The sequence below is a fragment of the Hymenobacter sp. BT730 genome, from assembly GCF_030542105.1.
Classification (GTDB): Bacteria; Bacteroidota; Bacteroidia; order Cytophagales; family Hymenobacteraceae; genus Hymenobacter.
On record NZ_JAUOFB010000009.1, the window covers coordinates 18777 to 42066 of the forward strand.

Sequence of the window (23290 nt, forward strand, 5' to 3'; positions counted from 1 at the left end):
GGATTCCTGCTCAATTATAAATTCGAATACCCATGAACCTCGGTGATTATAACGAACTGGAAGTAGCCCGCGAAGTAGATTTTGGCGTGTACTTGTCTTCAGACGACGGCGACCTGCTGATGCCGGGCAAATACGTGCCGGCGGGCACCCAGGTGGGTGATGTGCTGCGCGTGTTCGTATACCGGGATTCCGAAGACCGCCTCATTGCCACCACGCTGGACCCACTGGTGCGCGTGGGCCAGTTTGCGGCCCTTACCGTGCGCGACGTCACCCCCTTGGGCGCTTTTCTGGACTGGGGCCTCGAGAAAGACCTCTTCCTCCCCTACCGCAACCAGCGCCGCAATCTGCGCCCCGGCGAGCGGGCCACCGTGTATGTATATCTGGATGAAACCTCGGACCGTATCGTAGCCTCGGCACGCTGGGAAGGCTTCCTCAGCCATGAGCCCTTCCCCGGCCAGCCCGGCGACGCCGTGCAGCTGATGGTAGCCGAAGAAACCGACCTGGGCTATAAAGTCCTCGTGAATGGCCGGTACCAGGGTCTGCTCTACCATAACGAGGTGTTCCGCCCCCTGCGCCTGGGCGATACGCCTACCGGCTACGTGCGGCTGGTGCGGCCCGATGGCAAGCTGGACATCAGCCTGCAGAAGATTGGTTACGATGAAGCGCGCGATGCCGTAGAAACCGTGCTGAAAGCGCTGCACGCGGCCGGCGGCACCTTGCCACTCTCCGATAAGAGTGAGCCGGACGATATTTACCGGCGCCTGGGCATCAGCAAAAAAGTATTCAAAAAGGCTTTGGGCTACCTCTACAAAAATGGCCAGGTGCAACTGGCCCCGGACCATACGCGCCTTATTCCGGAATCGTAAGTCGGGCGTTTTCAAAGCTGCTTATACCATGCCTGCCTTTTTTGCGTAAGGACGCCCGAAGCTCTTTCGCTCCTGCTTCTGCCTTCGCCGTTCTGCCGCATGAAACTTCAGAAAACCGCCCTTATTGCCGGTGCCAGTGGCCTGGTCGGCCAGCACTTGCTTCCCTTGCTCCTGGCCAGCGACCGATACGCTAAAGTCATTTCCATCGGGCGGCGGATGCTGCCGCTGGTACATGCCAAACTGGAGCAACGGGTGGTGGATTTCGACCATCTGGAGGACCAGCGCCTTTCTCTGATTGCTGATGACGTTTACTGCTGTTTGGGCACCACCATGCGGCAGGCGGGCTCCAAAGAGGCCTTTTATAAAGTAGACTACCTGTATGTGGTAAAGCTGGCGGCCGTGGCGGCCGGTAACTTTGCGGCTCAGTTTATGGTGGTATCGGCCATGGGGGCCGATGCAGACTCAGCCATTTATTACAACCGCGTGAAAGGCGAGATGGAAGCCGCCGTGCGGCAGACGCCCTTCCGCGCCATTCATATTTTCAGGCCCTCCCTGCTGCTGGGCGAGCGGCAGGAAAAGCGCCTGGGCGAGCAGATTGGCGCCGCTATTCTCCGGCTGGTTGCGCCCCTGCTCCTAGGCCCAATGCGCAAGTACCGCCCGGTATCGGCCGAGGCAGTGGCGCAGGCTATGCTGGGGGCAGCTGGCCAGGACGGGGGCGGCATCCGCGTGCATCTGTCCGATGAAATTGCCCGCGGCATACGCGCCGACGACTAAAGAATAGCATAATTTTCAGGAAAGCTAGTGCTCTTACCAGCTTCTTCGCGCCGGTGAGTAGCTACCAAAACCTGGTGCTTATCTTTGCCGCACAAGCTTTTCGTTTTTCTTTCTTTCGCTATGAAAAAAACCATCTTTTTCACTTTTCTGCTGCTAATCCTGGGCAGCAGCATTTCTTTTGCTCAGAAAAAAAGCAGCAGCGGCAGTGGAGCCGGCTACCAGACTGCCGCAGGCCTGCGGGCGGGAGGCTATTCCTCCGGAGTCACGGTTAAGCACTTCCTCAGCGGCAAAAACAACGTTGCTTTTGAAGGCCTGGTCACTACTGAGTACAAGGCGCGCGGGGCAAGGGTAACGCTCCTGCTGGAAAAGCATCACCCCATTAAGGAACTGAAAGGCTTGCAGTTCTACTACGGTGCAGGTGCCCACCTGGGCTTCTACCGCGGCCGTTACTACTTCGAAGATGTGCGCTACTATAAAGGCCGCAAATACGATGTATATCGTACTTACTACTACGATGACCACATGTACATCACCCCAGGCGCTGACCTGATCCTGGGTCTGGAATACAAGATGGAAGACCTCCCCTTCGTGCTGGGCGTTGATTACAAGCCTTTCTTTGAGGTATTTGATGGCTACGCCGGCTTGTATAACGATGCGGCCGTGAGCTTGCGCTATACTTTCTAAAAAAACCTGCCAGCTTTCTGCCGGCTTTTTACACCGGCTGCGGATATCTCCGCAGCCGGTTTTTTTATGCCTGCCCCTGACGTATGGCAATATTATGTACCGGTCAAAAGCTTGGGATACACTCCTTTTATTGTAATTATATAGTATAAATTTTATATTTAATTAAATAATACCCACACAGGAATATCTCCAGCCTTTTGTGTGGATCCCGCCCCCGTCGTTCATTCACTTAACCTACATCCGCTATGAAAACGATTTTACGCTTACTGCTACCCATCATTTATTGCCTTTCTATTTTGGCTGCCCAGGCGCAGTCCTCAGCCACGAGTCTGTGGCAGCGCTTACCTGTTCAGCTTCAGAAGGCGGCCAGGCTAGCCGATTCGCCTGACGCCACTTCTATCCTGAAGGCCCGCCCATTGGCAACAGTTTATCTACCGGGTCAATCCGTAAACTATACCTGGAATGGCACCAAGTGGGATGAGGCTGAACAGGTGGTGTATTCCTATACTCCGCAGGGGGTGCTTACCCAGGCCGTTTACTCCGACTCCGTAACGAAAGTACCTACCTACCGGCTCTTGCTCTCCTATGATGCCCAAAGGCGCCTGAGCCAGATACAAACTGATACCTGGTCGGGCACGGCCTGGCAAAATACCGGGCAAGTGAGGGCCACTTACGATGCTACCGGAGCCGTAACCACATTCATCACTTACATGTGGATGAATAATGCGTGGATGCCGGTTTCCGGGATACGCACAACCGTGACCCGCAACGGAGCCGGGCTGGAAACCGAGCTAGTAGAAGAATTACTGCAACCCAATGGCAGCTTTATCAATAATGGCCGCCAGTTGTACACCATTGTGAATAACCGGCACACCGAAATTGTCTATCAGAGTTGGGTAAATAATGCCTGGGCTAATGTCTCGCGTGATGTAAACATTGTCTGGACTGATTTCGCAGGTCAGCTACGCACCTCTTACGTAGAGCAGAGTTGGGTAAACAATGCCTGGCAGGATGCTTTTCGTCATACCTTCAGCTACCCCGGCAATGGCAGCAGCGTAGAAGTAACGGAGGGCTGGTCGGGTACTGCCTGGGTAAATGCCACCCGCTCTTCTTTCCTGTGTGATGCCCAGGGCAGCCTGACCACTACCCGGGAAGAAAACTGGCAAGGCACTGCATGGGTTATTACTTCTGAAAACAAGACCCTAATAAAATACGGCCCTAACAACGAGGTTGTACGTGAAGTACATCAGCAGCTGAACACCACAACAAACACGTTTGTCAATGTCAGCCGCACCAATAACAGCAACTTCCAGGCCTTCTCCGTCACGGCCAACCGCCAGGCCCAGCGGGCAGACCAGGGGCGCCTTTATCCTAACCCCGCCGCCGATGCAGCCCTGTTGGAGTTAAACGGTTTGCGCGAGACTACGCCTCTACAAGCTGAAATGATAAATGCCCTGGGGCAGGTAGTACGTACGCAACGCCTGCAACCCCGGCAGGGCGCCATTCGCGCCACACTCAACCTGCGCGGTTTACCAGCCGGGGTATACTCTATTCGGCTGCGCACCAGCGAAGGCGCCGTTGTGCAGCGGTTGCTGCACCGCTAAGTAGCTCTCGGCCCGCCGTAGTTTATTATCGGCGGGCCGAGGCCTCTACTCAATAGGAATAACCAGCCGCGTATCGGTAGCGCCGCCAAACAGGCCATAGCCGTTGCGGATGTTGGTGGCCAGCGGCGCGGGCTCTGCGAAAGGATTATCGTGGCTTTCCTGGTAGCGCAGCACCGACTGGTAGAAATTGTAAGCTTCCCGGTTCAGCGTGCTGACGGTGACTTCAATAAAAGCCGGCTCGCGGTAGGCCTGCGGCTGGCCCGGGTTGTAGCTGCCGGAGAAATAGCCCTGTACATTCTGCGCCAGCGTGAGCGTGCGCCCGTTGGCGTTCAAATCGGCGTACACATTGGGCCGAGTGCTGTACCCATCAGATAGCAGAAACCGGTCGATGGACACGTCGCTGCCGGGTTCTTCGTTGCGGTAGTCATTGGACAGCACGCCCCAGAGCCGGCCCTGGGCATCGAGTACCCGGGCGCTAGCCACATAGTAATCCGTGGAAGCGGCATCGTCAGGCACGCTTAGCGCGAGGCGGCCGGAAACGAAGTACTGACTTTCATCCGGGTTGCCGGGCCGTCGCTCGAAGCTGGCCATGCCAATGGCAGCCGGTTTGGGCAGCTCAATGGTGCTTTCGGCCGTTTCCAGGCCGGGCAGGGCTGCGCGTAGCGTGTAGCGCTGGCCCGGTTGGCCGGCAAAGCCATACAGCGGCTCGTAGTACGCATCAATGCTATCCTGGGTGAAAGGATTATAGTAGCGGTAGCGCCCACGGAAGCGCTCCACCACCTGGCCACTCGCATCCAGGAGCTCCACGGTGGCATTGGCTGGCTGGCGTACCTGCCCAGTATTGAAAACCGGCTGGCTTACGCTCACCGTCAGCAGGCGGTGCGGGAAGCTTTGCCAGTACAGGGAGTCGGGTGCCTGGTTGCTGAGCACATAGCTGATAGCCAGCCGGGGCGTATGCTTAGGAGCCGGAACATCTACAGCCATTTCGCAACTGGTCAGCACCAGCAAAAGCAGGATAGCGGGACGGAGCATCAGTAGTACTTTCATCACAGAATACACCTTAAAAGCGGAAGCTTTTGCTGAACGACGGAATGATGGGGAACAGCGAAATCTGCCGGTACGAGGACTTTTCTACCTCATTCCCCTGCTCGTCGGCACGGCCTTCGCGCAGATAGAGGTAGTAAGGATTTTTGCGGCTGTAAGCATTGTAGAGCGAGAAGCTGTTCACCACTTCGCCCCAGCGCTTCTTCCTGGTCTGACTCAGGTCCAGGTCGAGGCGGTGATAGGCGCGCATGCGGTAGCTGTTGCGGGGGCCATAGTCATCGTACTGCTCATATATGCCCAGCCGGTAGCGGCCTTCCGACAGCGTAGTGCCATTGCCGGTGCCATACACCCAGGTGCCCGAGAGCAACAGGTTTTCCTTCAGCTTATGAATCACGACGAACGAGGCATCGTGGCGCCGGTCGTACTTGAAGGGAAACAGGCGGCCCTGGTTTAGCTCCGGGAATTTGCGGTTGCTCCAGGCCAGCGTGTAGCCTATCCAGCCGGTGGTGCGGCCACTTTTCTTCTGCAGGAACACCTCGCCACCGTAGGCCCAGCCCCGGCCGCTGGTTACTTTGCTTTCCCAGTTGTTGTCGGTCGTACCCAAAAAGCTGGCGCCCTCGCGGTACTCAATCAGGTTGCGCATGGGCTTGTAGTAGCTTTCCAGGCTCAGTTCATAGTCCTCATCGTGGTAGCGCAGGGTGCGGGCGGCTCCTATGCTGATTTGCTGCGCCCGCTGGGGCCGTACGGTAGCGGTAGAGGGCACCCACAAGTCGGTGGGCAGGCCAATGCCGCTGTTGGTGAGCAGGTGGATATACTGCGTGGTACGGGCGTAGGCCGCTTTCAAAGCCCATTCCGGCGTGAGCAGGAAGCGAGCAGCCAGGCGGGGCTCCAGGGACGGGTACAGCTTATCCTTTACCAGAAAACTGTTCAGGCGCAGGCCCCCGTTCACCTTCAGCCGCTCGCTCACCCGGTAGTCGTCCTCAGCGTAGAGTGAGGCTTCGTGCGCCCCCAATTGGGAAACCGAATTCAGCTCGCTCAAATCCTGGGAGCCTTTTGCCTGCAGGGCACCGGGCTTGAAAGAGTGCAGAATGTACTGCCCGCCGGCCCGGATGTAATGGTCGGGCGAAGGCAGGTAGTCCAGGTCTGACTTCAAGCTCAGGTCGCGAATGTTGGAGAAGTAGCGCAGGCTGAATTTGTCGGTCTGGCCGTTGTAGCGGCTTTCCTCTTCGGCCCCAATGTTGAACTGGTATTTGCTGTAGGTGAGGTGCGTATTGAGAAACAGCTGGCTGTTGAGTACCCGGTTCCAGCGCGCTGCCGCCGTGAGGTTGCCCCAGCCCAGCGCCGATTTAGTGCTGGTATAGTCTTCATCCTCATACTTGTCACGAATGCGGGCGTAGAACTTATCGTAGCCGGTATAGGCGCTCAGGTACACCCGGTCGCGGGGGCTGATTTTCCAGTTCAGCTTGCCGTTCAAATCGTGAAAGAAGTACCCCAGGGAGCCGCTGCTGTTCTCACTGGCCAAACCGGCTTTGATGAGCGGCTGGGCCAGTACATCCAGATAAGTTCGGCGGGCCGAGATGATAAAAGAAGCTGTGTCTTTCTTGATAGGTCCTTCCAGCGTGAGCTTGGAGGCAATGAGCCCCACGGCCCCTTCGCCGTGAAACTCCTGCATGTTGCCCTCCTTCATCGAAATATCCAGCACTGAAGACAGCCGCCCGCCGTACCGGGCCGGAAAACCGCCCTTAATCAGCTCTACATTGTTCAGCGCATCGGCATTAAACACGGAGAAGAAGCCAAACAGGTGCGAGGCATTGTACACGGGCGTACCGTCCAGCAGAATCAGGTTCTGGTCGGGGGAGCCGCCGCGCACGTAAAGGCCGCTGGTACCCTCGCCCCCGCTTTGCACACCGGGCAGCAGCTGCAGCACTTTCAGCACATCTACTTCGCCCAGCAGCGCGGGCAGGGTTTTAATCTGGGTGATGGGCACATTGATGGTACCCATGCGCGTGCTCTGGGCAATTTTCTCCTCCCGGCTGCCCACCACTTCTACCCCCGTTAGCTCCGCGGCAAGCGGCTTCAGGCGGAAGTCGTGGGTGTGGCTGCGGCCGGCTTCAGTAGCCCAGCGCACCTTCTCGTAGCCAAGGTAAGACACCAACAGCTTTACAGAGTCGGCCGCAGGCAGGGTCAAGGAATAAAAGCCATAAGTATTGGTGGCGGTGCCCTGTCCGCTGGCAGCATGCACCACGGCCACGCCAATCAGGTTTTCGCCGGTAGTGGCGTCGCGCACGTAGCCGCTAATGGTGATTCTGGTCGGCTGCTGCGCCTGCGCCGCTACCATCGGCAGGCATAAGCCCAGTAGTAATAATAAGCGTCGAAGTATTCGCATACAGTAAGATAAGGGAGCTATTCCGCTTGACTGCAAGAGCACTGCAAAGTGGAATGGGTTGCCTACAGTGCCTAAAAAAACGCCTGCTTTTCCCGGAGAAAGGCAGGCGTTTTCTAAGCGGCAGGGCCGCGGCTATTATTTCTTTTTAGCCGAGTATTCCTTGTTCAGGTAGGCCGTCACCTCTTTGGTAATGTCCAGATCCTTGCGGCCGTAGGCAATAGTGCCGCTGGGCGCCGAAATGAGAATGAGGCGGTAGCCATTTTCCTTGCCGTAGCGCTCTACCTGCTTGTCCACGCGGTCCAGCACCTGCTTGGTCATACGGGCTTCTTCTTCGGCGGCCTTCTGCTGCAATTGCTGCTGCAGCTGTCCGCCTTTCACGCGCTGCATTTCCAGCTGCTGCTCGGTAGCGGCGCGCTGCTCGGGCGTGAGCGAGGCGGCCTGCTGCTGATATTTCTGAATAGCACTCTGGAACTGACGGCCAATAGCATCATTCTGGTTGCTCCAGCCTTTTACTTTGCCTTCGAAGCTCTTGCGGGCATCTTTCATGGCCTGATAGTTATTCAGCAACTCTTCTGACACTACAAAGGCAATTTTATCGGTATCGGCTACGGCTTCCAGCTCCGGCGTAGCAGTGCCGGTAGAGTCCGTATGCACTACCACTTTGCGGGCAGCAGCCGGAGTAGCAGCGGGCTTATTGGCGAAGTGGAGGTAAAACAGCACAGCCACGGCAATAACCAGGACCGCGTCAATAACTAAGCGCAGAGGGTTGTTCATCAGTAAGAAAAAGAAAATAGAAAGAGGCCAAACAATGGCCGGGCAAAGAAACGTAAAATGCGGCAAGCCATCCGCATATCAGCCCTCAGAATAAATCAGGAAAAATGGCCGGGGCCCAGCTATTCTATTACCGTGGTGGTTTCGTCCTCATCCGGGTCAATTTCTTCCGGGCGGCGACCAGGCTTTTCCTCAAAGGGTACTATCAGGTCGGCGCGGCTGGGGGTGGCATCGGTGCGCCCAATATGCAGCAGCGCATCACCCTGGTTTACCACGGGCATATGGTTAATGCCTACTACATAGCCGCTCACCAGAGACTCGAGTCGCACGGCCATTTCACCGTAGGGGTCCGTGATGGTGCCAAATACCTGCCCTTTTTCCAGGTAGTCGCCCAGCTGCACGTGGCTGCGGAACAGCCCGGCATACTTGGCCCGCAGCCAGGTATGCCGCTGGCAGATGATGCTGGGCTGCGCGGCCGGCGGCACCTCCGGCGCCATACCCAAATGATGCAGCACCCGAAATGTGCCCGCAATGGCCATATCAATGCCCGCCTCATCAAACCGCAGCGATTCACCGGTTTCATACACAATAATGCGCCGCCCCTGCTGCATGGCGGCCTCCCGCAAGGAGCCCGGCCGCAGACCCGAGTGCAGCGTAAACGGCGCGCCAAAGGCAGCGGCCAGGGCATCGGTTTCATCGTCTTCGCCCAGCAGGCAGCGCACTTGCGGGCAGTTGCTACGGGCGGCACCACCGGTATGAAAATCGATGCCATAATCTACCAGTGGCATAATTTCGCGCATAAAGCGGTGGGCTACGCGGCTGGCCAGGGAGCCGCGCGGGTGGCCGGGAAAGCTGCGGTTCACATCCTTGCCATCGGGCACCTCCCGGGAGAAATTCAGAAAGCCATAAATATTGAGCAGCGGAATAGCAATGATGCTGCCCCGCAATGGCTGCAGCAGATTGCGCCGAATCAACCTACGGATGGTTTCAATGCCGTTTACCTCGTCGCCGTGCATCCCCGCCATCAGCAATACCGTGGGGCCGGGTAGTGCAGAGCGGAATACATTGACCGGTACATCAATCACCGTTCCCGAAGGCAGCTTGGAAATGACCAGCCGCGTGGTGATTCGCTCTCCGGGCCGAATGGTCAGGCCATTGAGGAAAAAATCTTGCGGCGCAGAAACAGAGTTGGTGGGCAAAGGCCGATGGACTAGAGTAGAAAAAGAAATTAGCCGACCTTCGGGACGGTGACTGAAACAGGTTCAGCGCCAAAACCATCCATCCTATGAATCTGGAAGAGCTACGGTCTTTCTGTCAGGGCCTGCCGACGGCCACGGAAGATATAAAATGGGGACATGATTTGTGCTTTAGCGTCGGACAAAAAATGTTCTGCGTCATGTCTTTGGAGCATCCTACTACCGTCAGCTTCAAGACCAGCGACGAAGATTTTGCCCTCCTCACGGATACCCCCCATATTATTCCGGCGCCTTACATGGCCCGCCACCACTGGGTGCAGGTACAGGAGCTCGGACGCTTCACCCCCCAGCAGTGGCAGGAGTATGTACGAAACTCTTATAACCTGATTCGGGCCAAATTGCCGCGCAGGATGCAGCAGGAGCTTGGTTAGCGGTATTCTACTACTACTGCGGCGTGTCCGACTGACTATCAGGCGCAGGGGCGGCAGCAGGTTTACGCTTGGCCCCTTTGCTTTTGTGCTTACGGGTCAGCTCCTCGGTATACTCAATAATTTTGCCGGCAATATCCAGCCCGGTAGCTTTTTCAATGCCTTCCAGGCCCGGCGAAGAGTTTACTTCCAGTATTAGCGGCCCCCGCTTACTTTGCAGCATATCGACGCCCGCAATACCCAACCCCAACGACTTGGCGGCCAGTAGGGCGGCGGCTTTTTCGGCCCGGCTCAGCTTTACCAGCTTGCCGCTGCCGCCCCGGTGCAGATTGCTACGGAACTCACCGGCCGCGCCCTGGCGCTTCATGGCCCCTACTACTTCGCCGTTCACCACAAAGGCCCGCAGGTCGGCGCCTTTGCTTTCGGCAATGAACTCCTGCACAATAATGCGGGCCTTCAGGTTATGGAAGGCTTCAATAACCGATTGAGCCGCTTTGGCCGATTCAGCCAGCACTACGCCCAGGCCCTGGGTGCCTTCCAGCAGCTTAATGATAACCGGAGCGCCCCCTACCTGCTCAATCATCTGAGGAACTTCATCCGAATAGTTGGTGAAGGCCGTTTTGGGCATGCCTACGCCGGCACGGGCCAGAATCTGCATGGAGCGGAGCTTGTCGCGGCTGCGCACAATGGCCTGGCTTTCCACGGCGGTGCGCACTTTCATCATTTCAAACTGACGCACTACGGCGCAGCCATAAAACGTAACGGAGGCCCCTATGCGGGGAATAATGGCATCGAAATCTTCGATACGGCGCCCCTGGTAAATAATACCAGGCATACCTTTTTCGAGGACCAGGTTGCAGTGCAGATGGTCGATAACTTCCACCTGATGCCCGCGCAGTTCGGCGGCCTCTACCAAACGGGCAGTGGAATATAGTTTCGGCTCACGCGACAGAATCGCCAGTTTCATCAGAGGAGGTGCTTGAAAGGAAGGGGAAATAGGAGGCCGAAATGGGGCGTAAAGATGGCGAAAACGTGGTTAGCCGGCGCGGCGTTCCGCCGCCTGCCGGGCTTTGTACGATACGTTCAGCCGGCTGACATCAACCACAAAACGGGCCTGACGTAGTAGTAAGCGGCCTATTAGCACGGGATACTTCATATCGGAACGGTCAGATAAGGAGAACTCCGTGACATAATCTTGTCCGAACAGCCGCAGCGAAGCCCGGATGACGTAGCGCTCCTGCACCTCGCCGTTGGAGCTACGAATGTCGCGCAGCGAAAAATCTGAAAATTCCATGGGCGTACCGTCGAAGTTGGGGTGCGAGGGGTCCAGCAGCAACACGCGCAGCCGCTCCCGCCCATCCGGGAGACGCTCTACGTGAATGTTGGAACAATGGATGGCGCTGGTATAGGCACCCGTGTCCACTTTAGCCTCTACACCCCAGAGCTGGAACTCCGGGAAATCCACCAGCTCGCGCCGCCCCACTACTTGCTTTGGTACCCGCGGTTTTTTCATGGCTGGCAAGATAGGGCAGAACGAGAAGTTAGAGCGTTAGAGTTGAGCTGAAAACAAGCATGCATGAAAAAACGCCTGTCATTCTGCGCCAGGCAAAGAATAACAGGCGTAAAGGCGGGGCTTTACTTTCCTCCTTTGTAGCTGATGCGGTACACAGCATCGTTCTGGTCATCAGAAACCAGCATAGAGCCATCCGGCAATACCAGCAGGCACACGGGGCGGCCCCAGGCCTTCTGGCCCTCCAGCCAGCCGGTGGCAAAGTTTTCGTAGCTGGTGGCCTGCTTGCCGCTGGCATCCAGCCGCACCAGGGTAATACGGTAGCCCAGCTTCTGGCTGCGGTTCCAGGAGCCGTGCTCGGGAATAAAAATCTGATTTCGATAGGCAGCCGGGAATTGCCGGCCCGTGTAGAATTTCATGCCCAGCGCAGCTACGTGCGGCCCCAGCTTGCGGGCCGGCTTCACGTAAGTACTCGCCGACTTACCCTCGCTCAGCTGCGGGTCCTTCACATCACCAGCAAAGAAATAGGGAAAGCCGAAATGCAAACCAGGTGAAGGGGCGCGGTTTAGCTCGTCGGCCGGCAGATTGTCGCCCAGCAGGTCGCGGCCATTGTCGGTAAACCAGAGGGCTTTGTCTACCGGGCTCCAGTCGAAGCCCACCGTATTGCGCACACCAAATGCAAAAGTTTCAAGTCCGGTCCCATCAGGATTCAGCCGGTTGATGGTGGCAAAAATGGGCTCTTCCGGCTCGCAGGAATTGCAGGGTGCCCCTACGGGCACATAGAGCTTGCCATCGGGGCCGAAGGCAATGTATTTCCAGCCATGCCAGTCTTTATTCGGCAGCTTACCATACACCACCACGGGTTTGGGGCGCTGCTTCAGGCGCGTGGCAATGTTGTCGTAGCGCAAAATGCGGTGGATTTCGGCCACGTAGAGGGCTCCATTGCGCAGGGCCACGCCATTGGGCGAGTTTAGACCTGAGGCTATTGTTACCACTTCATCAGCTCGCCCGTCCCGGTTACGGTCGGGCAGGGCAAACACTTTGTCGCCCCGGGTGCCCACATACACAGTACCATCGGCGCCCACTGCCAGCGAGCGGGCCCCGCTAACATTGCGGGCAAAGTAGCTGATGGTGAAGCCCGGCGGCAGCTTTATTTTGGTCAGATTATCGGGCGCAGCCGGAGCCGGCGTGCCCGGTGCGGCGCCCCACAAAGGCGCCAGTAGCAAGAGCGGAAACAGACGGCGTATCATCATGCTTCCCCAAACTGCTACGGGCGCCTCAGGGTTACACGCGCAGGCTATATACAGGGCTTAAGCGCGGCCCTCGCGCTGGCGCACCAGCCGCTCGTATTCCCGCTCGGAAAGATGTTTTCTACCGTAGCCGCCGTAGGTGGTAAAGCCTCGAAAAACCAGGGCCAACCCCCAGAATACGGTAGACCACACCGGCCACGGAATACCATGAGAGTGGCGGTCGGTCAGAAACCAGATAGTCCACAACAGGGTGTTTACCCATAAATACGTGAACAGGTGCGATTTAAAGCGGGCACGGTCTTGCGCCATGCGCCAAAGCTGGGGGTCACGGTCTATGGGTTCCATAGCAGGAAAGAAGTGGGGACATAAGAATGATAGGCGAAACCTATTCATTTCAAATAATATACACAATTCGTAATTTACAGAGTGTGCATTTCTAGGGCTGAACTGTAGAAAAACAGGGATGAAAGCCGAGCCCCGAGCGCGCGGACTACGTATGCGCCTCATTCGCATCTTCTCCTGCTATGGCTTCTTCAGATCCTACTGCTTCCCCTTGGCGCGCGGCCCAATCTTTTGGGCGTATTCTGCTTTACTTAGGGGACATCACTGCCCTTGATACCGATGCTATTGTGAATGCGGCCAACTCCTCCTTGCTAGGTGGCGGGGGCGTAGATGGTGCCATTCACCGGGCTGGTGGCCCCGCTATTCTGGAGGCCTGCCGCCAGGTGCGGGCCACCCAGTACCCGGAGGGGCTACCTACTGGTGAGGCCGTACTAACTACCGGCGGCCTGCTGCCGGCTTCATTTGTTATTCATACGGTGGGGCCGGTGTGGCAGGGGGGCCACCATGGGGAGCCGGAGCTGCTGGCTAATTGCTACCGCCACGCCCTTCAGCTGGCGGTAGAGCATCAGTTGGGCACTATTGCCTTTCCGGGCATCAGTACCGGAGTATATGGCTACCCGAAAGAAGAAGCTGCGGAGCTAGCCGTGCGGGAGGTTCGCAAATTTTTAGCGCAACACGAGTTTCCGCAAACCGTGGTGTTTGTAGCTTATAATGAAGACAACCGCTGGATTTACGAACAGGAGCTGCTGAAATAAAGAAGCGGGCTACCAGCTGGCTTCAGCCGGATGCCGGCGCAGCCAGCTGGCCACGTCATAGAGCAGGCCGCCATGGCCGGCATTCAGGACTACGGTGTGTGCGTGCTCCAATCCGTTGATGAAGGGCTGCAGGCCTGCGTACGGAATGACCTGGTCGTGCTGGCCCAGGAAAAAGGTGACAGGAATCTGATGGGTATTGAGCAGGCGGCGCAAGTGAGCCAGGTCGAAGGTGAGGTGGCGGAAGCCCGTCCAGCTACGGTACACGCGCAGGCGCTTTTCGCGGCTATCCAATTGCCACTGCGCAAAGCGTACCAGCCCACTGCTTACCAGGCGGCGTTGGGCCAGAGTATCCAGCAGGCCTAACAGACGCTGGGGGCGCAATACGGCCCTACCCAGCACGCCGCGCATAATAGCCGGCGAGGTGGCCAGCGAATACCAGAATTGCCGTTGCAGACCATCGGGGGCAATCAGCCAGATTTTTTCTACCTGCTGCGGGTGGTTTTCCAGCACGGTAAGGGCAAACTTAGCCCCCATACTGAAGGCCAGTAGTCCAAAACGGGTAAGCTGCTGCTCCTGCAAAAAATCATGCAGCAACTCCCCCAACCGCTTTTTGCGCAGAGGTGCATCGGGGCGGGCCAGGCGGCTGCGGCCGTGGTAAAACAGGTCAAAAGCATACACGGTTACCCCGGAACCCAGAGCATCAATCAGGCTCCGCCAGTAGCTCTCACCCTGCCCATAGCCATGAAAAGCCAGAATGACCCGGGGCCCGCTGCCATAGCGCTGATAGTGCAGGTGTGTTTTCATAGCCCCTGTGGAATGAACCTCCATTCACTTTACATGGCATTCTTAGCCGAAAGGCACCTATGCCTTCTGGCTAGTTACAGCTTAGATACCCCACCAGATACGATAAACTTCATGACTTCGCTGCTGGGCAAATCCAGATAGGTCACCGATTCTTTGGGTACCAGCTGCAGCTCGCCGGAAAAGTTGTAGGAGTGCGGATAATACACAGCCAGCAGATCGGGACGGTGCATCACGCTCAGGTCGTCCTGAGTGGCGAAGCCCATGCGGTAGGTTTTGGTTTCCTCATTCACACACACCAACACGGGCCGGTTAAACTTCTGGTTGTCGCCCACAAAGGCATCAAACAGGTCTTTCAGGCTGGAATAAATAATGCTGACCAGCGGCGTGCGGTGCAGCACCCGCTCCGTAATGACCAGAAATGGCCGCACGGCAAACGAGCGGGCGACAAAGCCCACCAGCGTAATGAGCACCAGCATGGTCAGCAGGCCCAGGCCGGGGAAGCCGTTCAGGTTGAACAAGCCATCCAGCCACATAAAAAGGCCCACCAGAATATAAATGGTGATGGTAATGGGAGCTACAATCAGCAGCCCATTGAGAAAGTATGTACCGAGTTTGCTCATGAAGGACGGAAACTACACAAGAAAGCCCGACCGTAGCCGGCCGGGCTTCAAAAATCAAAAAATGGCCGCAAAATAAGCCGGCCGCCTACGCTACGGCTAGTGGCTCAATACGCTCCGCCACGCGGCTCATTAGCCACATGGGCGTGCTGGTAGCCCCGCAAATCCCCACCGATTGTGCCCCCTGAAACCAGGCATTATCCAGCTCCTGCTCGTTTTCCACGAAATAGCTGCGGGGGTTGGTCTGGTTTACCACCGAGAACAGGGCCTTCCCATTAGAGCTTTTGCGGCCGCTAACGAATATCACTACATCATGCTCTACGGCAAAGCGGCGCAAGGCAGGCTCCCGGTTGCTCACCTGGCGGCAGATGCTGTCATTGGCATCAAAGGCCTGTAGCGAGCCGCCAGCGGCCTGTATGCGCTGCTCTATGAGCTCCTTCATATGGTAGAAGCCGGCCGTGCTCTTGGTGGTCTGGCTGAACAGGGTAACCGGACGGGTAAAATCAATCTGGTCCAGGTCAGCCTCATGCATTACAATAAGGGCGCGGTTGCCGGTCTGGCCATTCAGGCCCGTCACTTCGGCGTGGCCGGGCTGCCCGTAGATGACAATCTGGCCATCCTGCCGGGTGGTGGCATCGAAGGCGTGCTTTACGCGGTTCTGCAGTTTCAGCACCACGGGGCAGGAAGCATCAATCAGCTCCAGATTGTTCTGCAGGGCCAGCTGGTACGTTTCCGGCGGCTCGCCGTGGGCCCGAATCAGCACTTTGCAGTCGTGCAGGGTGCCCAGCTGTTCCCGGTCGATGATGCGCAGACCCAAAGCGTGCAGGCGCTCCACCTCCATGCGGTTATGCACTATGTCGCCAAGGCAATAAAGCGTCCGTTCATTGGCCAGCTCATCTTCCGCCATCTGAATGGCGAATTCGACCCCAAAGCAATACCCGGAATTCTTATCTATCGTAACATTCATAGCTTCTGAGAACAAATAGCAGAAGGCCCGAAAGCAACTTTCGGGCCTTACTTCTTATACCATGGCCTCACTGCCATTTCGCTCATTATAAGAGGCGGCAGCCTGCGCTAACAATACGGCAGATACCCGTTCGAGGACGAAATCTACCTGCTCATCAATAGTAATGTGCGATGTATCGAGCAGCACGGCATCGGCAGCGCGGCGCAGAGGGCTTTCGGTGCGGGTAGAATCAATATGGTCGCGCTTCACCAGGTTATCAATAATGCTCTCCAGCGCCACGTCCTCCCCTTTCACCGCCAGCTCGTCCTGCCGGCGCAGGGCGCGGGTGCGTGTATCGGCCGTCATAAAGATTTTCACTTCCGCGTCCGGAAACACGGTAGTACCAATATCCCGCCCATCCATTACCACCCCGCGCTTGCGGCCCATGCGCTGCTGCTGGCGTACCATAGCATGGCGCACGGCCGGAATGACGGATACCTCGCTCACGGAATTGGAAATGCGCATCTGGCGGATTTCGTCCTCCTTGATTTCGCCATCAATACACACCTCATTACGCCCCGTTCGGCGGTTGCGCTTAAAGGTGATGTGCATCTCATGCAAGGCCTGCTCAATACGCGGCAGGTCATCGAGGCTGATGTTATGCTCCAGTAAATACAACGTCACTGCCCGGTACATGGCGCCCGTATCGATGTAAGCGTAGCCTAATTCGGCGGCAACGGCCTTGGCCGTGGTGCTTTTGCCGCACGAGGAATAGCCATCGATGGCAATGACAAGTAGTTTCATGTGGAGAGGGTTCGACGCGGGGGCAAAGGTAGTGGTATCCACGTTCTCCGCAGCGTAGACACTGGCGCTTGAGCCGCTTCCCGGAATACGGCCACCACGGCATCGGTTACCCCATGCAGCAGGTGGCGCTCCACCGAAACAAACGGATTAATCAGCGTGCTTCCCTGCAGCCGGACGCTCACCAAGCCATTTATTTCGCGGTACCAATACCCGCCAAAGCTACGGATGATGCACTCCCCCAGGAAGCAGCCTAAGGCATTAATCACACCGGGTTGCTCCTCTGCCGGCATCGTAGTGCGTTGCTCCTCAATAAATTTGGCCAACTCGCGCACGGCTGGCTCATCAAACGATGAAATATTCAAATTCTCCCGCACAGCTTCGGCGGCGCTTCTCAGTTCTTCCACAGCACGTAAAAGACCAGTCCTGGCTTCTGGGCTGGTTAATTAACAATAGGTGTGTTGCCAGGTCGTAAAGTAAGTATATCGAACTGGTGCGGAATAATGAAATTTTTATTTGAAAATTAATATTAAATCCAGCTTTTGCGCTGTACTTTTTCATCCATCCGGTTGGGCACGCTGGCGAAGAAGGCCGCTACCGACTCCTGTAAACCGTGAGTGAGCTGCTGGTCAATCCGATAGAAGGGATTAAAGAAGTGCTGACCCTGAATGCCCACGCCGGTGCTGCCATCGGGCCCGGCTGCCCACTGGCCGCCAAAGGTCTGCACCATGCACTCCCCCAGAAAGCAGCCCAGGGCGGTGATAACACCTTGCCGATCAGCAGGCTGCAGACCGGGGCGCTGGGTTTCTATAAAGTCGGCCAGACGCTGCACGGCGGCGGCATCAAAAGTATTTACCTGTAGTTGCTGACGGACGGCATCGGCAGCCTGGTGCAGAGCGGCAAGGGGAGATTCAGTAGCCATAAAGTAGAAAGAGGAAGAAGCCTTTACGGCCACAGTTGGATTCGGGATGAGCTTAATAACCTTAGCCGACAGGCCGGGAGCTATTTAATGACTGTCGCAGGGGCAAGGCTCATGCCCACCCTTGGCTTTCCGTTTAAAGGAAGCCGTCTTCTTTTGCTGCGGTGTGCGGGTAGCACAGGAAGTAGTCAGGCCGCAGGCTGAAGCCAGCACGCACACGGCCAAAAACGTGGTGATGCTCTTTCTCACTAGACTAGAGATACTGATTTTCAGGTAAAGTTAAGGTTCTTTACAGCGCAACGCCGCATACCGGCTCTTAGTATCCCTTGCTATGCCCACTGACTTTCAGCTGACGGCCAACGTCGTCGACCTCTTTGCTCATACTATCCTGCCCGGCACTATTCATGTTGCCAACGGGCGCATTCACTCTATTACACCCACTGGCGCCACCACGCCCGATGCGGCTCTTCCCTACGCCCTGCCCGGATTTGTGGATGCCCACGTGCATGTGGAAAGCTCGTTGCTGGTGCCTGCTGAGTTTGCCCGCCTGGCCGTGGTGCACGGCACGGTTGCTACGGTATCAGACCCGCATGAAATTGGCAACGTACTGGGCGTGGCAGGTGTGGAGTACATGTTAGCCAGCGCCGAGCATGTTCCGTTTAAGTTCTGCTTTGGCGCGCCCTCCTGCGTACCGGCCACAGTATTCGAAACTGCCGGGGCCACTATCACCGCTCAGGACATTGAACAGCTGTTTCAGAACCCTAAAATCGGCTACCTGGCTGAGATGATGAACTGGCCCGGAGTGCTGCACCGGGACCCGGAGGTGATGGAGAAAATTCGGCTGGCGCAGCAGTACGGCCGCCCCGTAGATGGCCATGCCCCCGGCCTGCGCGGAGAAGAGGCCCGCCAGTATGCTTCTGCGGGCATCAGCACCGACCATGAGTGCTTCACCGCGGCAGAAGCCTTGGATAAGCTAGCCGCGGGTATGAAAATCCTGATTCGGGAAGGCTCTGCGGCCCGCAACTTTGAAGCGCTGATTGATTTGCTGCCCGAGCACTACGAGAACATGATGTTCTGCTCTGATGACAAGCACCCTGATACGCTGGTGCTGGGCCACATCAATCAGCTGGTGGAGCGGGCGGTAGCGCGGGGCCAGGATGTGCTACAGGTGCTGCGCGTGGCCTGCCGAAACCCTGTGGAGCACTACCGGCTGCCGGTAGGCCTGCTGCGCACCGGAGATGCCGCTGACTTTATTGTAGTGCAGGATCTGCAGCATTTCCAGGTGCAGCAAACCTATCTGGATGGAGTGCTGGTAGCTGAAAATGGCCAGACCCGGATTCCGGCGGTGCCTTGCCCGGTTGTTAATCAATTTCATCCCCAGCATCTTACGCCAGCTGATTTTGCAGTACCCGCTCCCGGCGACGTAGCTACGGTGCGCGTGATGGAGTGCTTTGACGGGCAGCTTATCACGGCCCGTCATGATCTGGCCGCTACCGTGCAGCATGGCTACGTGGTAACAAATGTGCCCCAGGATATTCTCAAGCTAACGGTGGCAAACCGTTACCACGCGGCAGTGCCGGCCGTGGCGTTCATCCAGGGCTTCGGCCTGAAACACGGCGCCCTGGCCAGCAGTGTAGGCCACGACTCGCATAACATTACCGCCGTAGGCTGCGACGATGAGAGCCTGGCCCGCGCCGTCAATCTGGTGATGGAGGCGAAAGGCGGACTAGCGGCCGTGGGCCCGGACGGGCAGGAAGTGCTGCTCCCCCTACCCGTGGCTGGTTTGATGTCGGACCAAGATGGCTACCAGGTGTCGGAAGCATATGCAGCCGTTGATGCACTGGCGAAACAGCTGGGTTCCCCGCTGCAGGCGCCTTTTATGACCCTGTCATTCATGGCGCTACTCGTGATTCCCAGCCTCAAGCTCAGCGACAAAGGTCTGTTTGATGGCGAGGCCTTCCGGTTTGTGGAGGCGGTAGTGTAGCCCGACAGTAAAATGCAGGCGTTAACATAAAAAAGGCCTTCTGCTAATCAGCAGAAGGCCTTTTTATTGAAATCAATCGTAACGTCTTACTTATCCTGAAAACGTTTCTCGATGAGCTTTTGCATTTTTTCTTCGGTGAGCGGCTTGGCCAGATACTCCACGTCCTTGTACTGCGCTACCCGGGCGGTATCGGCAGAGTGCATGGAGGTAGTGAGTACGGTCATAACCGTGTTGCGCTTGGCCTGCTCAGGCAGCGCATCGTAGAGCTTTAAAAATTCGAAACCATCCATTCCGGGCATTTTCAGATCCAGAAAAATCAGGTTGGCTGCTTTTTCTGAGCTGGTGCCGGTACCGGCCGAGCCGTCGCCCCACAGGAACGCATAGGCTTCTTCGGCGCGGGAAAAGGATTGCACGCTTTCGGCCACGTCTAAGCGGCTAAGCAAACGGTTATTCAAAAAGCTCGTGGTTTCATTATCATCCACCAGCACAACATTGCGCAGTTTCTTGGGCATGGCTAAGGGCATTGGTACGCGTGAGCCCTGCCATCCGCAAACAGGGAAAATGGGATTCTACAACCAACCTTGCTCGCGCATCCAGTCGTCGTTGTAGACTTTTCCGAGGTAGCGGGTGCCATGGTCTGGCAGAATGATAACCATGGTGTCTGCCTCTTTCAAGTGCTCTTTGGCATATTCTAATGCCCCATGCACTGCCGAGCCACAGGACCAGCCTACAAAGAGGCCTTCTTCTTTGGCCAGGCGGCGCGTCATAAGCGCGGCATCCTGGTCAGTTACTTTGATAAACTGGTCTATCAGATCAAAGTCAACGTTCTTGGGAAGAATATCCTCCCCTATTCCTTCCGTTTTGTAGGAATAAATTTCGTTTTCATCAAAGATACCTGTTTCCTTATACTTTTTAAACACGGAGCCATAAGTATCCAAACCGACTGTAACGATGCCTGGATTACGCTCCTTCAGGTATTTAGCCGTGCCGCAGATAGTGCCGCCCGTACCTACGCCCGCCGCCAGATGGGTAATCTGCCCATCGGTACTATTCCAGATTTCGGGGCCGGTAGTTTCGTAGTGGGACGCCGCGTTGGAGAGGTTATCGTATTGGTTGGGGTAAAATGAATTCGGCGTTTCCTGGCTTAGCCGACGGGCTACGGAGTAATAAGAACGAGGGTCTTCGGGGGCTACATCTACAGGGCATACCACTACCTCTGCACCCACGGCCCGCAGAATATCCTGCTTTTCCTTGCTCTGCTTGTCGCTCATCACAAAGATGCACTTGTAGCCTTTGGCAATGGCCACCAGCGCCAGACCCATGCCGGTGTTGCCGCTGGTACCTTCAATGATGGTGCCACCGGGTTTCAGCAGGCCGGCCTTTTCGGCGTCCTCCACCATTTTAATGGCCATCCGGTCTTTCACCGAGTTGCCGGGGTTAAAATATTCCACCTTGGCCAGAATGGTGCCTTTAATACCATCCGTGACTTTATTGAGTTTCACCAGCGGAGTGTTGCCAACGGCCTCAATGATATGATTCAGGTACATGCGTAAGAGATAAGCAGTTTTGAGTGGGAAGCCTGCAAAGGTACGGATTTGCCTTGGTAGCCTCTGCTGCCGAGCTCCTACATCCTATTCTTAATACATGCAGTAGCTATTACTGCGCAGTACCAAGGGTTTGGACCGTCATTTTCGTTTTCCGATACCTCAGCGCCCTATCTACCGGCCGCCGAATCCGTAAGCAGCTTGCCGCGCCCCCAAAAATGGCTACTTTTGCCCCGCCGTTGGCTTTCGTCCGTGGCAACCTCCCACCCTCAACCCGCATTTTCCGCAAACCCCACTTCTTATGAGTGTTCTGGTCAACAAGGATTCTAAAGTGATTGTGCAGGGCTTTACCGGCTCCGAAGGCTCGTTCCACGCCCAGCAGATGATTGAGTACGGCACCAACGTGGTGGGCGGCGTAACGCCCGGCAAAGGTGGTACCCAGCACCTGGAGCGCCCCGTGTTCAACACCGTGGCCGAGGCCGTAGAGAAAACCGGCGCCGATACCAGCATCATCTTCGTGCCACCAGCTTTTGCTGCTGATGCTATTATGGAAGCAGCTGACGCCGGCATTAAAGTTATCGTCACCATCACCGAAGGCATTCCGACTAAGGATATGATTGCGGTAAAGGAATACCTGAAAGGCCGCGACGGCCTGCGCATGATTGGGCCAAACTGCCCCGGCGTGATGACGGCCGGCGAGTGCAAAGTAGGCATCATGCCCGGTTTCATTTTCCAGAAAGGCCGCGTAGGCATCGTGTCTAAGTCGGGCACCCTGACGTACGAAGCCGTGGACCAGCTCACCAAAGCCGGCCTGGGCCAGACCACGGCCATCGGCATTGGCGGTGACCCCATCATTGGCACCACCACCAAAGAAGCTGTAGAAATGCTCATGAACGACCCCGAAACGGAGGGCATCGTCATGATTGGCGAAATTGGCGGCGGCATGGAAGCCGAAGCGGCTCGCTGGATTAAAGAAACCGGCAACAAGAAGCCCGTGGTTGGCTTTATTGCCGGCCAAACGGCACCTCCCGGTCGCCGCATGGGCCACGCCGGTGCTATCGTAGGCGGTGCCGATGACACGGCAGCCGCTAAAATGGCCATCATGCGCGAATGCGGCATCCACGTAGTGGACTCACCCGCAGAAATTGGCGACACGATGCTGCGTGTACTGCAAGGCGAAAAAGTAGAAGCGTAAGCTTTATTGCTTTCGAGTAAATAGAAAAAGCCCCGGCGTGAGTCGGGGCTTTTTTGTTGTGGCTGATATATAGCCGTACGTTATGTTGAGCTTATTTTGTTACCGCTTGCCCGGCTGCCCGCCAATATTCACCAGCATTCCAAAATTGAAGACGGAGTTAGAAGCCTTCATGTATTTGCGGTGGCGTAGGCCAAAGTTGCTGCCGCTAATGAATTGAAACTGCAAGGGACCGGCCAGCTGCACGCGCGTCCAGGTAATGGGTTCCAGTAAGATATTCTTTTCGTTGGGGCCAGGTTCGCTGTTCAGCTTGAAGTCATACATGTTCATGAAGCTCACGCGCAGAGCTGTGCCGTAGCTCACGGGCCATTCGCGGCCCAGCGCCCGCACCACTTTGCTGTCCTTGGAGCTATAGTTCACCTGCACGAATACCTTTTCCAGCTTGGCATCGAGGCGCTCCGTGATGTCGCCATCACCATTACGCTCGGTGCGGTGGCTGGTGCCAAAACCGTAGCCGGCGTAGCCTTCAATCACGCGGTGGTCACCGAGGCGGGTAAAATAACCAGCGCCCAGCTCACCAAAATCATGGTCAATGGCTTTGCGCTTTTTGTCGGTGTGCAGGAAGGAAGCGGTGCCGATGACACCCAACCCATTCGTAACGGCATAAGCGCCCTGGGCCGTGAAATTTCCCTGAAAATTGACGTGTGCTCCGCCGCTAAACTCTCCCTGCTGGGTAAGCATAGGGGCATTGGGCGCAGGCGGGAAGTACATAGACCGGCAGCTAGCCAGTCCCAACAGGGAAATAGAAAACAGGACGCGTAAGGAAGTAGGCATAAGCTGAACAAGGGCCATGATATGGGGCACAACGACGAA

The 23290-nt window shown here is 56.6% G+C and carries 25 protein-coding genes and 1 pseudogene; 8 read left to right on the forward strand and 18 right to left on the reverse strand.

Going from position 1 to position 23290, the window contains the following annotated elements:
• Positions 1-32 precede the first annotated feature (32 nt).
• From Q4G72_RS16720 to Q4G72_RS16735, 4 genes are all read left to right on the forward strand, one after another.
• On the forward strand, positions 33-866 hold the full coding sequence (locus tag Q4G72_RS16720; protein ID WP_303312573.1) for a CvfB family protein: 834 nt from the start codon (positions 33-35) through the stop codon (positions 864-866).
• Positions 867-965: 99 nt separating this feature from the next.
• On the forward strand, positions 966-1640 hold the full coding sequence (locus Q4G72_RS16725) for an NAD-dependent epimerase/dehydratase family protein (protein ID WP_303312574.1): 675 nt from the start codon (positions 966-968) through the stop codon (positions 1638-1640).
• A 120-nt stretch (positions 1641-1760) separates the two neighbouring features.
• Positions 1761-2324, forward strand: coding sequence for a hypothetical protein (locus tag Q4G72_RS16730; RefSeq protein ID WP_303312575.1), 564 nt, complete (start codon positions 1761-1763; stop codon positions 2322-2324).
• 245 nt (positions 2325-2569) lie between these two features.
• A complete protein-coding gene (locus Q4G72_RS16735) occupies positions 2570-3928 on the forward strand; it encodes a T9SS type A sorting domain-containing protein (RefSeq protein WP_303312576.1) in 1359 nt (452 codons plus the stop codon).
• Positions 3929-3973: 45 nt separating this feature from the next.
• Here Q4G72_RS16735 and Q4G72_RS16740 read toward each other — a convergent pair whose 3' ends face one another.
• From Q4G72_RS16740 to Q4G72_RS16755, 4 genes are all read right to left on the reverse strand, one after another.
• Positions 3974-4975 (reverse strand): DUF4249 domain-containing protein, encoded by a 1002-nt coding sequence (locus Q4G72_RS16740; RefSeq protein ID WP_303312624.1) that lies wholly within the window; start codon positions 4973-4975, stop codon positions 3974-3976.
• A 13-nt stretch (positions 4976-4988) separates the two neighbouring features.
• The gene (locus Q4G72_RS16745) at positions 4989-7358 is read right to left on the reverse strand and encodes a TonB-dependent receptor (RefSeq protein WP_303312577.1); all 2370 of its coding nucleotides are present in this window, start codon (positions 7356-7358) and stop codon (positions 4989-4991) included.
• A 135-nt stretch (positions 7359-7493) separates the two neighbouring features.
• Positions 7494-8132 carry an OmpH/Skp family outer membrane protein gene (locus Q4G72_RS16750; RefSeq protein ID WP_303312578.1) on the reverse strand — a complete coding sequence of 213 codons (639 nt, stop codon included), beginning with the start codon at positions 8130-8132 and terminating at the stop codon, positions 7494-7496.
• Between the two features lie 119 nt (positions 8133-8251).
• Positions 8252-9328, reverse strand: coding sequence for a succinylglutamate desuccinylase/aspartoacylase family protein (locus tag Q4G72_RS16755; RefSeq protein WP_303312579.1), 1077 nt, complete (start codon positions 9326-9328; stop codon positions 8252-8254).
• 86 nt (positions 9329-9414) lie between these two features.
• Between Q4G72_RS16755 and Q4G72_RS16760 the strand changes: the two genes are divergently transcribed.
• On the forward strand, positions 9415-9756 hold the full coding sequence (locus tag Q4G72_RS16760; protein WP_303312580.1) for an MmcQ/YjbR family DNA-binding protein: 342 nt from the start codon (positions 9415-9417) through the stop codon (positions 9754-9756).
• A gap of 13 nt (positions 9757-9769) precedes the next feature.
• On the opposite strand, the gene rimK is transcribed toward Q4G72_RS16760, so the two are convergent.
• The 4 genes from rimK to Q4G72_RS16780 all read right to left on the reverse strand — a co-directional run bounded on the left by rimK (position 9770) and on the right by Q4G72_RS16780 (position 12858).
• Entirely contained in the window at positions 9770-10720 is a 951-nt protein-coding gene (gene rimK / locus Q4G72_RS16765; protein ID WP_303312581.1) for a 30S ribosomal protein S6--L-glutamate ligase, read from the reverse strand.
• Positions 10721-10789: 69 nt separating this feature from the next.
• Entirely contained in the window at positions 10790-11266 is a 477-nt protein-coding gene (locus tag Q4G72_RS16770) for an ATP-dependent zinc protease family protein (protein WP_303312582.1), read from the reverse strand.
• 122 nt (positions 11267-11388) lie between these two features.
• Positions 11389-12516 carry a PQQ-dependent sugar dehydrogenase gene (locus tag Q4G72_RS16775; protein WP_303312583.1) on the reverse strand — a complete coding sequence of 376 codons (1128 nt, stop codon included), beginning with the start codon at positions 12514-12516 and terminating at the stop codon, positions 11389-11391.
• Between the two features lie 57 nt (positions 12517-12573).
• The gene (locus tag Q4G72_RS16780) at positions 12574-12858 is read right to left on the reverse strand and encodes a 2TM domain-containing protein (RefSeq protein ID WP_303312584.1); all 285 of its coding nucleotides are present in this window, start codon (positions 12856-12858) and stop codon (positions 12574-12576) included.
• Between the two features lie 179 nt (positions 12859-13037).
• Between Q4G72_RS16780 and Q4G72_RS16785 the strand changes: the two genes are divergently transcribed.
• Positions 13038-13610, forward strand: a complete 573-nt coding sequence (locus Q4G72_RS16785; RefSeq protein WP_303312585.1) for an O-acetyl-ADP-ribose deacetylase — start codon at positions 13038-13040, stop codon at positions 13608-13610.
• Positions 13611-13619: 9 nt separating this feature from the next.
• Here Q4G72_RS16785 and Q4G72_RS16790 read toward each other — a convergent pair whose 3' ends face one another.
• From Q4G72_RS16790 to Q4G72_RS16820, 7 genes are all read right to left on the reverse strand, one after another.
• Positions 13620-14414, reverse strand: a complete 795-nt coding sequence (locus tag Q4G72_RS16790) for an alpha/beta fold hydrolase (RefSeq protein ID WP_303312586.1) — start codon at positions 14412-14414, stop codon at positions 13620-13622.
• A gap of 74 nt (positions 14415-14488) precedes the next feature.
• Positions 14489-15034: a DUF502 domain-containing protein gene (locus tag Q4G72_RS16795; protein ID WP_303312587.1), complete on the reverse strand. Its 546-nt coding sequence runs from the start codon at positions 15032-15034 to the stop codon at positions 14489-14491.
• Between the two features lie 85 nt (positions 15035-15119).
• A complete protein-coding gene (locus tag Q4G72_RS16800) occupies positions 15120-15998 on the reverse strand; it encodes a 4-hydroxy-3-methylbut-2-enyl diphosphate reductase (protein ID WP_303312588.1) in 879 nt (292 codons plus the stop codon).
• Positions 15999-16052: 54 nt separating this feature from the next.
• Positions 16053-16781: a (d)CMP kinase gene (gene cmk / locus Q4G72_RS16805; RefSeq protein WP_303312589.1), complete on the reverse strand. Its 729-nt coding sequence runs from the start codon at positions 16779-16781 to the stop codon at positions 16053-16055.
• Complete coding sequence (locus Q4G72_RS16810; RefSeq protein ID WP_303312590.1) at positions 16778-17185, reverse strand: hypothetical protein; 408 nt, start codon at positions 17183-17185, stop codon at positions 16778-16780. Before Q4G72_RS16810 ends, cmk begins: the two co-directional genes overlap by 4 nt.
• Positions 17186-17307: 122 nt before the next feature.
• Positions 17308-17700: a hypothetical protein gene (locus Q4G72_RS16815; protein ID WP_303312591.1), complete on the reverse strand. Its 393-nt coding sequence runs from the start codon at positions 17698-17700 to the stop codon at positions 17308-17310.
• Positions 17701-17784: 84 nt separating this feature from the next.
• Positions 17785-17946, reverse strand: a complete 162-nt coding sequence (locus Q4G72_RS16820; RefSeq protein WP_303312592.1) for a hypothetical protein — start codon at positions 17944-17946, stop codon at positions 17785-17787.
• A gap of 82 nt (positions 17947-18028) precedes the next feature.
• Between Q4G72_RS16820 and ade the strand changes: the two genes are divergently transcribed.
• Positions 18029-19681: an adenine deaminase gene (gene ade, locus Q4G72_RS16825; RefSeq protein ID WP_303312593.1), complete on the forward strand. Its 1653-nt coding sequence runs from the start codon at positions 18029-18031 to the stop codon at positions 19679-19681.
• An 86-nt stretch (positions 19682-19767) separates the two neighbouring features.
• Here ade and Q4G72_RS16830 read toward each other — a convergent pair whose 3' ends face one another.
• Both Q4G72_RS16830 and Q4G72_RS16835 read right to left on the reverse strand, forming a co-directional pair.
• Positions 19768-20193: a response regulator gene (locus tag Q4G72_RS16830; RefSeq protein ID WP_303312594.1), complete on the reverse strand. Its 426-nt coding sequence runs from the start codon at positions 20191-20193 to the stop codon at positions 19768-19770.
• 60 nt (positions 20194-20253) lie between these two features.
• Positions 20254-21228: pseudogene (locus tag Q4G72_RS16835) on the reverse strand (PLP-dependent cysteine synthase family protein); the annotation flags it as partial.
• Between the two features lie 298 nt (positions 21229-21526).
• On the opposite strand from Q4G72_RS16835, the gene sucD reads away from it, so the two are divergent.
• On the forward strand, positions 21527-22420 hold the full coding sequence (sucD, locus tag Q4G72_RS16840; protein WP_303312595.1) for a succinate--CoA ligase subunit alpha: 894 nt from the start codon (positions 21527-21529) through the stop codon (positions 22418-22420).
• Between the two features lie 99 nt (positions 22421-22519).
• Here the strand turns inward: sucD and Q4G72_RS16845 are convergent, their stop codons facing one another.
• Positions 22520-23251, reverse strand: a complete 732-nt coding sequence (locus tag Q4G72_RS16845; protein ID WP_303312596.1) for a hypothetical protein — start codon at positions 23249-23251, stop codon at positions 22520-22522.
• Between the last annotated feature and the right edge of the window lie 39 nt (positions 23252-23290).

What these genes read in the sequence shown, in the direction of transcription:
- Q4G72_RS16720 (WP_303312573.1), top strand. Translation starts at nt 33, where the DNA reads ATGAACCTCGGTGATTATAACGAACTGGAAGTAGCCCGCGAAGTAGAT.
- Q4G72_RS16725 (WP_303312574.1), top strand. Translation starts at nt 966, where the DNA reads ATGAAACTTCAGAAAACCGCCCTTATTGCCGGTGCCAGTGGCCTGGTC.
- Q4G72_RS16730 (WP_303312575.1), top strand. Translation starts at nt 1,761, where the DNA reads ATGAAAAAAACCATCTTTTTCACTTTTCTGCTGCTAATCCTGGGCAGC.
- Q4G72_RS16735 (WP_303312576.1), top strand. Translation starts at nt 2,570, where the DNA reads ATGAAAACGATTTTACGCTTACTGCTACCCATCATTTATTGCCTTTCT.
- Q4G72_RS16740 (WP_303312624.1), bottom strand. Translation starts at nt 4,975, where the DNA reads ATGAAAGTACTACTGATGCTCCGTCCCGCTATCCTGCTTTTGCTGGTG.
- Q4G72_RS16745 (WP_303312577.1), bottom strand. Translation starts at nt 7,358, where the DNA reads ATGCGAATACTTCGACGCTTATTATTACTACTGGGCTTATGCCTGCCG.
- Q4G72_RS16750 (WP_303312578.1), bottom strand. Translation starts at nt 8,132, where the DNA reads ATGAACAACCCTCTGCGCTTAGTTATTGACGCGGTCCTGGTTATTGCC.
- Q4G72_RS16760 (WP_303312580.1), top strand. Translation starts at nt 9,415, where the DNA reads ATGAATCTGGAAGAGCTACGGTCTTTCTGTCAGGGCCTGCCGACGGCC.
- rimK (WP_303312581.1), bottom strand. Translation starts at nt 10,720, where the DNA reads ATGAAACTGGCGATTCTGTCGCGTGAGCCGAAACTATATTCCACTGCC.
- Q4G72_RS16770 (WP_303312582.1), bottom strand. Translation starts at nt 11,266, where the DNA reads ATGAAAAAACCGCGGGTACCAAAGCAAGTAGTGGGGCGGCGCGAGCTG.
- Q4G72_RS16775 (WP_303312583.1), bottom strand. Translation starts at nt 12,516, where the DNA reads ATGATGATACGCCGTCTGTTTCCGCTCTTGCTACTGGCGCCTTTGTGG.
- Q4G72_RS16780 (WP_303312584.1), bottom strand. Translation starts at nt 12,858, where the DNA reads ATGGAACCCATAGACCGTGACCCCCAGCTTTGGCGCATGGCGCAAGAC.
- Q4G72_RS16785 (WP_303312585.1), top strand. Translation starts at nt 13,038, where the DNA reads ATGGCTTCTTCAGATCCTACTGCTTCCCCTTGGCGCGCGGCCCAATCT.
- Q4G72_RS16790 (WP_303312586.1), bottom strand. Translation starts at nt 14,414, where the DNA reads ATGAAAACACACCTGCACTATCAGCGCTATGGCAGCGGGCCCCGGGTC.
- Q4G72_RS16795 (WP_303312587.1), bottom strand. Translation starts at nt 15,034, where the DNA reads ATGAGCAAACTCGGTACATACTTTCTCAATGGGCTGCTGATTGTAGCT.
- Q4G72_RS16800 (WP_303312588.1), bottom strand. Translation starts at nt 15,998, where the DNA reads ATGAATGTTACGATAGATAAGAATTCCGGGTATTGCTTTGGGGTCGAA.
- cmk (WP_303312589.1), bottom strand. Translation starts at nt 16,781, where the DNA reads ATGAAACTACTTGTCATTGCCATCGATGGCTATTCCTCGTGCGGCAAA.
- Q4G72_RS16815 (WP_303312591.1), bottom strand. Translation starts at nt 17,700, where the DNA reads ATGGCTACTGAATCTCCCCTTGCCGCTCTGCACCAGGCTGCCGATGCC.
- ade (WP_303312593.1), top strand. Translation starts at nt 18,029, where the DNA reads ATGCCCACTGACTTTCAGCTGACGGCCAACGTCGTCGACCTCTTTGCT.
- Q4G72_RS16830 (WP_303312594.1), bottom strand. Translation starts at nt 20,193, where the DNA reads ATGCCCAAGAAACTGCGCAATGTTGTGCTGGTGGATGATAATGAAACC.
- sucD (WP_303312595.1), top strand. Translation starts at nt 21,527, where the DNA reads ATGAGTGTTCTGGTCAACAAGGATTCTAAAGTGATTGTGCAGGGCTTT.
- Q4G72_RS16845 (WP_303312596.1), bottom strand. Translation starts at nt 23,251, where the DNA reads ATGCCTACTTCCTTACGCGTCCTGTTTTCTATTTCCCTGTTGGGACTG.